This is a genomic window from Rhodococcus sp. BH5, assembly GCF_027583855.1.
GTDB lineage: Bacteria > Actinomycetota > Actinomycetes > Mycobacteriales > Mycobacteriaceae > Rhodococcus_F > Rhodococcus_F qingshengii.
In genome coordinates, this window is record NZ_JAJHVW010000006.1 from 299,829 (window position 1) to 311,298 (window position 11,470).

Consider the following 11,470-nt stretch of genomic DNA (forward strand, 5'->3'; position numbering starts at 1 on the left):
GTGAAGCTGTTTCAGTTCTCGGTCATCGGGATTCGGACGCCGCGGGTGGCTGCCGTGTCGATGGCGTGGTCGTATCCTGCATCCGCATGCCGGATGACGCCCATCCCGGGATCGTTGGTGAGAACTGCTTCGAGCTTCTTGGCTGCGAGTTCGGTGCCGTCGGCGATGCACACCTGTCCCGCGTGGATGGAGCGTCCCATACCGACGCCGCCGCCTTGGTGGAGTGAAACCCACGAAGCGCCGGACGCGGTGTTGACCAGGGCGTTGAGCAGCGGCCAGTCGGCGATCGCGTCGGACCCGTCGATCATCGATTCGGTTTCGCGGTACGGCGAGGAGACCGATCCGGAGTCGAGGTGATCGCGGCCGATGGCGATCGGTGCGGAGAGCTCGCCCGAGGCCACCATCTCGTTGAACTTGAGGCCGGCGAGGTGGCGCTCACCGTATCCGAGCCAGCAGATGCGAGCCGGAAGGCCTTCGAAGGCAACCTTTTCGCCGGCCATGGTGATCCAGCGGCGCAGGTGCTCGTTCTCGGGGAAGAGTTCGAGGATGGCCTTGTCGGTGGCCTCGATGTCCTTGGGATCACCCGAGAGCGCCGCCCAGCGGAAGGGGCCGAGGCCTTCTTCGAAGAGCGGACGGATGTAGGCGGGAACGAATCCGGGGAAGTCGAATGCACGGTCGTAGCCGGCCTTGCGGGCCTCGTCGCGGATGGAGTTGCCGTAGTCGAATACCTCGGCGCCGGCGTCCATGAATCCGACCATGGCCTTGACGTGTGCGGCCATCGCGTTGCGGGAATCTTCGGTGAACTTCTGCGGATCCTTCTCCGACATGGTCTTCATATCGCCGAAGTCGATGCCGATCGGCAGGTAGGCGAGGGGATCGTGCGCCGAGGTCTGGTCGGTCACGATGTCGATGGGGGCCTTCATCTCCAGCAGCGCCGGGAAGATCTCTGCCGCATTGCCTTCGAGGCCGATGGAGAGCGGCTTCTTGGCATCGCGTGCCGCGGTCGCCAGTTCGAGCGCGTGCTCGATGCTGTCTGCCTTGGTGTCGAGGTACTTGTGGGCGATACGACGGTCGATGCGGGTGATGTCGCAGTCGACGCAGATCGCGACGCCGTCGTTCATAGTGACGGCGAGAGGCTGAGCGCCGCCCATGCCGCCGAGACCCGCAGTGAGGGTGATCGTTCCGGCGAGTGAGCCGTTGTAGCGCTTCTTCGCGATGGCGCCGAAGGTCTCGTACGTACCCTGCAGGATTCCCTGGGTGCCGATGTAAATCCAGGAGCCTGCGGTCATCTGGCCGTACATGGTCAGGCCGAGGTCTTCGAGACGGCGGAACTCTTCCCAGTTCGCCCAGTCACCGACCAGGTTGGAGTTGGCGATCAGCACTCGCGGTGCCCACTCGTTGGTGCGGAAGACACCGACCGGCTTGCCGGACTGCACCAGCATGGTCTCGTCGTTCTTCAGCGTCTTCAGCGTGGCGACCATGGCGTCGAAGGCAGCCCAACTACGCGCTGCGCGACCGGTTCCGCCGTAGACGACGAGGCTGTCCGGGTGCTCGGCAACATCGGGGTCGAGGTTGTTCATGAGCATGCGCAGGGCACCCTCCTGCTGCCAACCGAGCGTCGTGAGCTCGGGGCCGCGGGGAGCACGGACGGGGCGCGGCTCGTGGCCGGGGGTGCTGATTTCCATTGTGTTCTCCTAGCTTGCTGAAGTTCGAAAGACGTTGGGGGATCAGACGCGAGAGTCGGTCATCGCGGTGTGATCGGGGTAGATCATCGACGAAGGGGGATTGCTCGTGCGCTTTGCGAGTGGGTAATAGATCAGCCCGGTGAACACGATGCCGACCAGCCACGAGATGTCGGCGCCGCCGAGCATGTCCGTGACGGGGCCGGTGTACATCTTCTGGGCGAGGAACGGGATCTGGGCGAGAACGCCGGCGGCGTAGCAAGCCAATGCGGTGAAGTTCCATGCTCCGTATCGACCATTGACGTCGTACAGCGCCGGAATGTCGATGCGTTCCTTGGAGATCAGGTAGTAGTCGATCAGATTGATCGCACTCCACGGCGTGAACACCATCAGCAACACCAGGACGAAGTTCTTGAAGTTGTCCAGGAAGTCGGCGCTGGCGGCGATGGCGATCAAGACCGAGACCGCAGTGAAACCGAGGATGTAGAGGGTGCGCGCGGTGCTCGAGATTCGCGACTGTCCGTTGAAGGCGGTGACGGTGGTCAGGATCGACATGAATCCGCCGTAGGCGTTGAGCACGTTCACCGTCAGCTTGCCGACCAGGATGACGAAGTAGATCAGGAAGGCAATGGCAGCGGGTCCGGCCAGATCTCCCATGAAGCCGACCTGGTTACCCAGGAACGCGTCGCCGGCGCAGGCCGCGACGAGAGCGCCGAAGGTCATGGACCACTGCGATCCGATGACACTACCGAGGAACGTCGACCAGAACGTGGTGCTCTCGGAAGTGCTGCGCGGCAGGTAACGCGAGTAGTCGGCGACGTACGGGCCGAAGGTGAGCTGCCAACCGGCACCCAGCGAGATCGCGAGCAGGAAGGTGACTATGTCGAAGCCCTTGATGCCGACGTACGAGGCGACGTCGTACTCGAGGAACAGTCGAACGGCCAGGTAGGAGAATCCGACGATGCCCACGACGGTGGCGATCCTGCCGACGATGTGGATCAGCTTGTAGCCGGTGACCGCGACGAATGCGGTGAGGAGACCGAAGACGACGATGCCGACGGTGGGGCTGTCGATGTGCAGGATCTTGTTGACGGCCTGTCCGGCCAACACGGTGCCGGTGGCAGCGAAGCCGAGGTACATCAGGATGACGAGAACAAGCGGTACGACTGCTCCCTTGACACCGAACTGGGCGCGACTCGAGATCATCTGGGGGAGACCCATACGCGGGCCCTGTGCGGAGTGAAGCGCCATGACAGCGCCACCGAAGATATTGCCGATCAGAAGTCCGACGATCGCCCAGATGGCGTCCGCGCCGAATACGACGGCGAGAGCGCCGTCGACGATTGCAGTGATCTGCATGTTGGCGCCGAACCAGAGAGTGAACTGGCTGCGCGGGGTGCCGTGTCGTTCTGCATCCGGGACGACGTCGATAGTGCGTCGTTCCGGAGTGAGGATGACCTCGGCCGGTCCATCGTGAGTCATAGGCCTGTCTTTCTGCTGCGAGCCCGTCGAGCGACGGAATCGACGTCGGGGTATTGCCCACCTTCTTCGTGCTTGGTGCTTTGCGCCTTGTGCTTTGTGCGCTGGGTCACTGTCACTGCGGATAAATGTATATGCCTGTATATACAGGCGTCAATACCCGGGACCCGTTTTCGCGTAAATGCTGTGTAACACCACGCGAGAAATCAGAAACCCTTACCCGGGTTGAGGATTCCGAGCGGGTCGAAGGCAGCCTTGATCGATCGGTGCAGTTGCATGCTGTCCTCGCCGAGCTCGAGAGAGAGCCAGCGACGCTTCAGAACGCCGACGCCGTGCTCTCCGGTCAGAGTTCCGCCGAGTTCGAGAGCACGCCGGAAGACCTCGTCCGCGGCGGTCCACACGGCTTCGGGGACCGAGCCGTCGGCAGCGCGGTCGAAGACGAAGGTCGGATGGACGTTGCCGTCACCAGCATGCGCGACAGTCATGATCTTGACCATGTGCTCGGCGGCCGCTCGGTCGATACTCTCGAGCATGTCGGGCAGTTTCGACCGCGGGACCCCGACGTCTTCCACGAGACATTGCCCGAGTCGTTCGGAAGCCGGATAGGCGAGTCGACGAATCTCGAGTAGCTGTGCGGCTTCTGCCGCGTCCTGCGAGACGGCGACAAAATCGGCGCCCGCCCTCTCGAAGTGTTTCTGCATCGCCGCGGCTGCTGCGTCGGCATCGACCCCGTCGGCCTGTGCGATCAGCATCGCGGCGGTGTTGTCTTCCAACCCGATTCGTTTCCAGTCGTCGACGGCGCGCAGCGTTGCTCGATCGATCAGCTCCAGCAGGCTCGGCCCGATTCCGTCGCGAACGACCGCGGCAACCGCGTCCGCTGCGGAGCGGAGAGAATCGAAACTGCCGACGACGGTGACCGGTGCTCTCTTGGGCTTGGGCTGCAACTTCAGCGTGGCACTCGTGACGACTCCGAGTGTTCCTTCCGAACCGACAAGAAGACTGGTCAAGTCGTATCCCGCAACACCTTTGACGGTCCTTCGGCCTGTCCGCACGATCCGACCGTCGGCGAGCACAACCTCGAGACCCAGGACTGAATCGCGGGTGACGCCGTACTTCACGCAACGCAGTCCACCGGCGTTGGTGGCGATGTTTCCGCCGATCGTGGAGATCTCGAAACTGCTCGGATCAGGGGCGTACATCAGCCCGTACTCGTCTGCTGCTCGGCTGATGTCAGCGTTGATCACCCCGGCTTCCACGACAGCGAGCTGATCGTCCGGATTGACCTCGAGAATCGAGCGCATGCGAGTGGTCGAGATGACCAGGCAGCCCTCGACGGCTACCCCGCCGCCCGCCAAACCGGTTCCCGCACCGCGGGTTACCACCGGGACACGGTGAGCAGTAGCCCATTTCAGAGCCTCGGAAATGTCGGCCGCAGTTTCGGCGAGCATGACGGCTACCGGATGGCCGGGTTCGGCGAGATGGGCCTCGTCACGGCGGTACGAGTCCATTACCGCAGGGTCGGTGATCAGGCGACTCGAACCGATCGACCGAGCAAGTTCGTGGACGGACATTCTTTTCTCCAGTCGGTCAAAGGTTGTGTGCGAGTGCATCCACAGCGGCGATCACGGCGTCTTCTGCTGCCCGCTCACCTACGGTCACCCGCACTCCCTCGCCGGGGAACATCCGGACCGAGACACCCTGCGCGACGCAGGCCGCTTCGAGTGCAGAAGCTCTCTTGCCGAGAGGGATCCACACGAAGTTGGCACCGCTCGGGACCGTCTCGACGCCGCGCAGAGCCAATTGCTCACGTAGGTGAGAACGACCCGCGGTCACCGTTTCGGCTATCGAATCGGTGTGTGCCGGATCGGTCAGGGCCGCGCAGGCCGCGGCCTCGGCCACGGCGCTGAGCCCGAAGGGCGGTGCAGCGCTGCGAAGATCCGCTGCGATCGCCGAGTTGGTGACGGCATAGCCGGCACGAAGTCCGGCCAATCCGTAAGCCTTGGAGAAGGTTCGGAAGACGACGATGTTGGGAAAGGCTCGAAGCAGGTCGACGCCGTCGACATCGCTGGTCGCGAACTCCCGGTAAGCCTCGTCCAGAAGGATGAGGACGTCACCCGGGATCGAGCGGGCGAACGAGACGAACTCCGCGGTCGAGAACTCGCTACCGGTCGGATTGTTGGGGTTGCAGACGAGTACCGCGCGGGTTTGCGGGGTCACCGCCGCCGCCATTGCACTCAGATCGTGCCGATGTTCGGAATCGAGTGCGACGGGGACACCGCTCGCCCCGGCGATTCCGATCAGTATCGGGTACGCCTCGTAGCTGCGCCACGGGTAGACGACCTCGGTGCCCGGACCCGTGTACGCAGTCAATACCTGCTGGAGCAGTGCCAACGAACCGGCGCCGACCAATACCTGGTCGTCGCCGACGCCCAGGCGGCCGCTCAACCGAGCGATCAGCGTGTCGCCGAACAGCGACGGATACAAGTGCGAGTGTGAGGCCGCGAGATTGACGGCCTCGAGAATGGCCGCCGAGGGTGCAACCGTCGACTCGTTGCTCGACGCCCGCCACCGAACCTGCTCGAGGCCGGCGGCTTTGGAGTATCGAGGGAGTGCTTCGATTTCGGGTCGGGGGCGAGGCCTCAGCGCACCGGGCGCGGTCATGCCAGGGCGCCGATCGCGTTCTCCGCGGCCGCAACAAGTGCACCCGATGCCGCCAAGTCCACCGCGGCCTCGATCTCGGGGGACAGGAAGCGATCGGTACCCGGCCCCTGCACCTTCTCGCGCAGGGTCCGAAGGACGGCTCCGGTGGCGGGGGAGGGCTCGAGTGGGGAGCGCAAATCGATTCCTCGTGCTGCAGTCAGTATCTCGATCGCGAGAACTCGGGTGAGACCGTCGATGGACCGGCGGAGCTTGCGTGCACCCGACCATCCCATGGAGACGTGATCTTCCTGCATGGCCGAGGAGGGAATCGAATCGACACTGGCCGGGCTCGCGAGTCGCTTGAGTTCGGACACGATGGCAGCTTGTGTGTACTGCGCGATCATCAGTCCGCTGTCGACACCGGGGTCGTCGGCGAGGAAGGGGGTCAGACCGTGATTGCGTGCTACGTCGAGGAAACGGTCGGTGCGGCGTTCGCTGATACCCGCGACATCCGCGGTCACGATGGCGAGAAAGTCCAAGACGTAGGCCACGGGAGCTCCGTGGAAGTTACCGTTCGACCGAACCCTTCCGTCGAGAGTGACGACGGGATTGTCGACAGCACTGGCCAATTCGCGCCCGGCAACCAGTCGGGCGTGATCGACGGTGTCGCGTGCGCCGCCGGCAACCTGCGGTGCGCACCGCAGTGAGTACGCGTCCTGAACTCTGGTGCAGTCAGGGCCCGCATGGCTGGCGACGATCGGGGAGTCGGCAAGCAAGCGCACCATGTTCGAGGCGGCCGCGCCCTGTCCGGGGTGGGGGCGAAGCGCCTGAAGATCGGCGGCGAACACTTGATCGGTGCCGAGCAAGCCCTCGACGCTCATAGCGGCAGCGATGTCGGCCAACTTGAGCAGATGATCGAGATCGGTGATCGCAAGGGCCAGTTGACCGAGCATCCCGTCGGTACCGTTGATCAGTGCGAGGCCTTCCTTCTCGGCCAGAACCACCGGTTCGAGACCATGGGCAGCCAATGCCGTTGCCGCATCGGTGAGTTCACCGTCGGCGGTGCGGACGGAACCTTCACCGATGATTGCCATCGCCACATGCGCCAGTGGTGCCAGATCTCCCGAGCATCCGAGGCTGCCGTATTCGTGCACCACCGGGGTGATGCCTGCGGTGAGTAGGTCGGCGTACGCCTGTGCGACTACAGGGCGCACTCCGGTCCGCCCGGTGGCGAGCGTCGACAGACGCAGAAGCATCAAGGCCCGGATCACTTCGCGTTCGACTTCCGGTCCCGAACCTGCCGCATGTGAGCGGATCAGGCTGCGCTGCAACTGTGTCCGCAGATGCGCCGGAATGTGCCGGGTGGCGAGTGCGCCGAATCCGGTGGAAACTCCGTAGACCGGTGTGGGGTCTGCGGCCAGGGCTTCGATGCGTGCACGACTTTCGGCGATCGCGGCCAGTGATTCCGCGGTCAATGCAACGCCGTATCCGTTGCGCGCGACGTCGACGACGTCGGCGATGGTGACAGCGCCGATTCCGACCTCGATGGTTCGGGTGGCTGTCTGGGTGGCAGGGGTGGCGTTCATGGGACTCCAATGATGATGCGTGGCTATCTAACAAAGTCTTGTATACGAGACTTTAGTCTTGAATATGAGACGAAAACAAGGCCCGCAAAGTACGGAACGGAGAAATTGGCTACATGTCTGCGGTCGGGGTCTCCACCATTCGATCTCCGAGATCGGCGGAGAACTCGGCGCTGACGGCGCGCACTCGGTCGGCGATCAGGGCACTCTCCTCGGCCGATTTGGAGCCGGAGAGGAAGGTGACGCCGAGAGCTGCGACCGGACGACCGTCCCGTGTGATCACGGGGCTGGCGATGCAGTTGATCCCGGATGTCGTCGCATTCTCTTCGACCGCATATCCGCTCTCACGTGCTGCGGCGAGCAGTTCTCGCAGTTCGGCGAGCGTCGACGGACCCGTTCCGGTCCGCGTCGGCCAGGTGTACCCCTCGTAGAGCGCGCTGATCTGTTCCGCATCCAGACGGCTCAGAATCGCCCGCCCGACTGCGGTGAGATGCGCCGGAAGGCGGGTCCCGATCTCGGTCACCAACCGAACGCCGGGCTTCAGAGGTTCACGTTTGTCGAGGTAGATGACGTCAGAACCCTGAAGTACCGCCAGATGGGAGGTCTCGTCGGTCGACTGAGTGAGTGCCAGCATGAATCGTTGGCCCTCACGGTGAAGTGGGCCGGACCGCATGTACGACGCACCGACTTCGAACGCCGAGACACCCAGGGTCCAGGCGCGTTGATCAGCCCAGTACGAGACGAACCGTCGATCCCGCATGACATTGAGGAGGTGATGCGTCGTACTCTTCGGCAGCTCGAGGGCGCTGGAGATTTCTGCCGTCGCCAGCGGCACACCCCGGCGGGCCAGGAGATCGAGCACGTCGAGCACGCGCTCAGCAGATTTCACGCGGCTCGTCGTCATGTGGGGTGTGTCCTTACGGGTAGGGCTGAGGTGGGAGCGGGGAACCACATTGTCTCGGATACGAGACTGAATCGCCAAGTGCTCGGGGTGGTCAGGGTGTCTGGCTGCCGAGTTCCGCGGACAACCGGGCGCAGTGCTCCACCAAGACACGACCGTGGCTGGCGCAGACCTCGTCCGTCAGACGGAATGTCGGGCCGACGACGCTGAGCGCTCCGGCTATCTGACCGACCGCGTTGTAGATCGGCGCGGCAACTCCGGTCGAGTGATCCTCGATGGTGTCGTGCGCAATGGCGTACCCGCTCTCGCCTACCTTGCCGCTCAACGCTGCGCCGACGGCGGTGCCGTCCAGGGGAACGCTCTGGCCCACCCACCCCATGTGGCGGATCGCGTGCGTGCCCTCGATCTGATCGAGATACAGCGCAGTGTCTTTCGGTCCCTTCGTCGACAGGTAGGTCGACTCTCTCGTGGTTTCGGCGATGGCCTTCATCGCGGGCCGCGCTCTCGGCAACAGTTGATTGTCACCGAGAGCGCGAGCCCCGATCTGTAGTAGCCGCGGGCCGACGCGATAGACGTTGTCCTCGCCGCGGACGACGAACTCGGTTTGTTCGAGGCTTCTGATCAGGCGAAGCGCGGTACTGGTTGCCAGATCGGTTGCCTTGGCGGCGTCGCCGAGCGTCAACCCGCCGTGCTCGACGATCGCACCGAGAAGTTCGAACGTGCGATTCGCGCTGCGGGTCACGTCGCCGGGGGCCATGTCCTACTCCAAGTGCCGAGGGATGTCTGCGCTGAATCTATCGCGAGCCCGGCAGTACCTCACCGTGGTGCTCGTCCAGCAGGGGACTGCGGCGGACATCGGGGCGTCGGCTATCACCGAACACGACGGGTTGTCGTACGTAGGAGATTTTTCCTGCTACCGGGTGCTCGAACGATTCGACGACTCCGCGATACTCGGCCTGCGCGGAGGTGAGTGCCTGCTGGACGTCCCAGATTTCCGAGCCGGCGAGGCCCGCGTCGCCGAGAATACCGACCACGTCGGCGACGGTCTTTCCGGCAGCCCAGTTTTCGATCTCCTTGCGCAGTGCCGGTTCGTTCTCGGTCCGGGCGGTGTCGTCGGCAAATCGGGGATCTGCGATCAGGTCGACGCGATTCATCGTCTGCGCCAGCTTCTCGAAACCCGACTGGCTCGCAACTGCGAGGACGAAGAGTCCGTCGTCGGCCTTGTAGGTGTCGAACGGTGTTGACACCGGATGACGGTTGCCGACGCGTGGGGGAGTGAGCCCGGTGGATTGCAGTTGGCTGTGTGCTGTCGGCAGCATGGCGAGCATGCTGTCGAACATCGCGACGTCAAGGTGCTGCCCGAGTCCGCTCGCCCGTGCACTCAGCAGGGCGGTACTGATTCCCCAGGCGGCGAACAGCCCGGCGACCAGGTCTCCGAACGACTCACCCAACCGTGTCGGCCCGGATTCCTCCGAACCGGTGATGCTCATGATTCCCGAAAGAGCCTGGACTACAAGGTCGTAGGCGGCGGCTCCGGACATGGGCCCGTCCTGTCCGAAACCGGAGATGGACGCGTACACGATCCGCGGATTGCGAGCCCGCGCAGCCTCGTAGTCGATTCCCAGGCGCTTGGTGACGCCGGGGCGAAAGTTTTCGACGACGACGTCGGCGGTCTCGATGAGCGTCAGCAGCGCCTCACGGTCCTCGTCGTTCTTGAGGTTGAGTGCCACCGAACGCTTGCCACGATTGAGCACGTTGAAGTAGATGCTCTCGCCGTCGCGGAACGGGCCGAGGTGCCGAGAGTCTTCACCGTGTTCGGATTCGATCTTGACGACGTCCGCACCGGCGTCGGAAAGCAGTGCGGTGCAGTAGGGTCCGGCAAGGACGCGCGAGAGGTCGATGACCCGGATGCCGTCGAGTGGGGGAAGTGCAGTCATGTCCGCGCCTTTCAGAACTCGGTGGAACGCGGCGACGGAGCATTGCCGGCAATGGTGAGCAACTGGATCTGCGAGGTGCCCTCGAAGATGCGGAGAATGCGGCAATCGCGGTACAGGCGTTCGATTTCCGATTCGCGCATGAAACCTGCGCCACCGTGGATCTGTACGGTTTGATCGACGATCGAGAAGCAGGCTTCGGTGGCGACGTACTTCGAAATCGATGCGGCGCGGCGGATGTCCTGACCGGCGTCCTTGACGTCGGCGGCCCAGTCTGCGGTGACGCGTGATGCGACAAGTTGCGCGTCGCAGCCACCGAGGAGTAGCTGGATTGCCTGGAAGTCGAAGATCGGCGTGCCGAACTGCTTTCGCTCCGTTGCGTACTCGCGTCCCAGTTCCCAAGCGCGCAGAGCGATGCCGTTTGCCATTGCCGCTACGTCGATGCGTGCTCGGTTCAGGGCGGTCAAGGCAATGTTGCCGCCGCGACCTTCGGTGCCGATCACGGAGTCGAGCGGCAGAACGACGTCGTCGAGGTAGACGGTGTACGTCGGGGCCGAACGAATTCCCATCTTGTCCTGCGGCTCCGAGTAGCTGATTCCCGGAGTTCCCTTGGGGACGACGAAGGCGGTGATGCCTCGGAATCCTGCGCTCGGGTCCGTCTTGGCGAAGAGCACGACCAGGTCGGCTTCCTTGGCGTTGGAGATGTACGTCTTCGATCCGGAGAGATGCCAGCCGTCGTCCTCGCGTCGGGCGACGGTACGCATCGAGGCGATGTCGGAGCCGGCATCGGGTTCTGTGAGTGCAAAGCCGGCCAGTAGTTCGCCCGACGCGAGCTGGGGCAACCAGCGATGCTTCTGCTCTTCGGAGCCGCCGACGAGAATCGGCTCGAGGCCCAGGTAGTGGGCGGTGTAGATCGATGCCAGCGCGGCGTCGGTGCGTGCAACTTCTTCGATGGCGACCAGTTGGGTTCGTGTCGACAGACCCAGGCCGCCGAATTCCTCGGGCACGGAAATGCCCATGAGGTCCTGCTGCCCGAGGCGCTTGACCAGCTGCGCCGGGAACTCCTTGGACTCGTCGCGTGCGGCTGCTCCTGGGTGGATCTCGGCGTTGGCGAAGGCTCGGACAGTGCTGCGGAACTCTGCGAGATCGACGCTGTCGGTGTCGGGCGCGGTCTGGGTAGTCACGGGGGCTCCTTCGAGGCGGAATAGTTACGAATTTCATCTAATGAAATCTAATTGCCACTAGTTGGCA

At 63.7% G+C, this 11,470-nt stretch carries 9 protein-coding genes; all 9 read right to left on the minus strand.

Going from position 1 to position 11,470, the window contains the following annotated elements:
* Positions 1–11 precede the first annotated feature (11 nt).
* Positions 12–1,685 carry a urocanate hydratase gene (gene hutU / locus RhoBH5_RS17925; protein WP_269611058.1) on the minus strand — a complete coding sequence of 558 codons (1,674 nt, stop codon included), beginning with the start codon at positions 1,683–1,685 and terminating at the stop codon, positions 12–14.
* Positions 1,686–1,727: 42 nt separating this feature from the next.
* Positions 1,728–3,164 carry a purine-cytosine permease family protein gene (locus RhoBH5_RS17930; protein ID WP_003940251.1) on the minus strand — a complete coding sequence of 479 codons (1,437 nt, stop codon included), beginning with the start codon at positions 3,162–3,164 and terminating at the stop codon, positions 1,728–1,730.
* Positions 3,165–3,367: 203 nt separating this feature from the next.
* Entirely contained in the window at positions 3,368–4,732 is a 1,365-nt protein-coding gene (locus RhoBH5_RS17935; protein WP_270008614.1) for an FAD-binding oxidoreductase, read from the minus strand.
* 16 nt (positions 4,733–4,748) lie between these two features.
* Positions 4,749–5,822 (minus strand): histidinol-phosphate transaminase, encoded by a 1,074-nt coding sequence (locus RhoBH5_RS17940; protein WP_270008615.1) that lies wholly within the window; start codon positions 5,820–5,822, stop codon positions 4,749–4,751.
* Positions 5,819–7,387 carry a histidine ammonia-lyase gene (gene hutH, locus RhoBH5_RS17945; RefSeq protein WP_007732730.1) on the minus strand — a complete coding sequence of 523 codons (1,569 nt, stop codon included), beginning with the start codon at positions 7,385–7,387 and terminating at the stop codon, positions 5,819–5,821. Before hutH ends, RhoBH5_RS17940 begins: the two co-directional genes overlap by 4 nt.
* Positions 7,388–7,496: 109 nt before the next feature.
* Positions 7,497–8,288 (minus strand): IclR family transcriptional regulator, encoded by a 792-nt coding sequence (locus RhoBH5_RS17950; protein WP_007732728.1) that lies wholly within the window; start codon positions 8,286–8,288, stop codon positions 7,497–7,499.
* 91 nt (positions 8,289–8,379) lie between these two features.
* Positions 8,380–9,042 (minus strand): IclR family transcriptional regulator, encoded by a 663-nt coding sequence (locus RhoBH5_RS17955; protein ID WP_003939923.1) that lies wholly within the window; start codon positions 9,040–9,042, stop codon positions 8,380–8,382.
* Between the two features lie 37 nt (positions 9,043–9,079).
* Positions 9,080–10,222, minus strand: coding sequence for a CaiB/BaiF CoA transferase family protein (locus RhoBH5_RS17960; RefSeq protein WP_003940060.1), 1,143 nt, complete (start codon positions 10,220–10,222; stop codon positions 9,080–9,082).
* Between the two features lie 11 nt (positions 10,223–10,233).
* Entirely contained in the window at positions 10,234–11,403 is a 1,170-nt protein-coding gene (locus RhoBH5_RS17965) for an acyl-CoA dehydrogenase family protein (protein WP_007732726.1), read from the minus strand.
* Positions 11,404–11,470 lie beyond the last annotated feature (67 nt).

What these genes read in the sequence shown, in the direction of transcription:
- hutU (WP_269611058.1), bottom strand. Translation starts at nt 1,685, where the DNA reads ATGGAAATCAGCACCCCCGGCCACGAGCCGCGCCCCGTCCGTGCTCCC.
- RhoBH5_RS17930 (WP_003940251.1), bottom strand. Translation starts at nt 3,164, where the DNA reads ATGACTCACGATGGACCGGCCGAGGTCATCCTCACTCCGGAACGACGC.
- RhoBH5_RS17935 (WP_270008614.1), bottom strand. Translation starts at nt 4,732, where the DNA reads ATGTCCGTCCACGAACTTGCTCGGTCGATCGGTTCGAGTCGCCTGATC.
- RhoBH5_RS17940 (WP_270008615.1), bottom strand. Translation starts at nt 5,822, where the DNA reads ATGACCGCGCCCGGTGCGCTGAGGCCTCGCCCCCGACCCGAAATCGAA.
- hutH (WP_007732730.1), bottom strand. Translation starts at nt 7,387, where the DNA reads ATGAACGCCACCCCTGCCACCCAGACAGCCACCCGAACCATCGAGGTC.
- RhoBH5_RS17950 (WP_007732728.1), bottom strand. Translation starts at nt 8,288, where the DNA reads ATGACGACGAGCCGCGTGAAATCTGCTGAGCGCGTGCTCGACGTGCTC.
- RhoBH5_RS17955 (WP_003939923.1), bottom strand. Translation starts at nt 9,042, where the DNA reads ATGGCCCCCGGCGACGTGACCCGCAGCGCGAATCGCACGTTCGAACTT.
- RhoBH5_RS17960 (WP_003940060.1), bottom strand. Translation starts at nt 10,222, where the DNA reads ATGACTGCACTTCCCCCACTCGACGGCATCCGGGTCATCGACCTCTCG.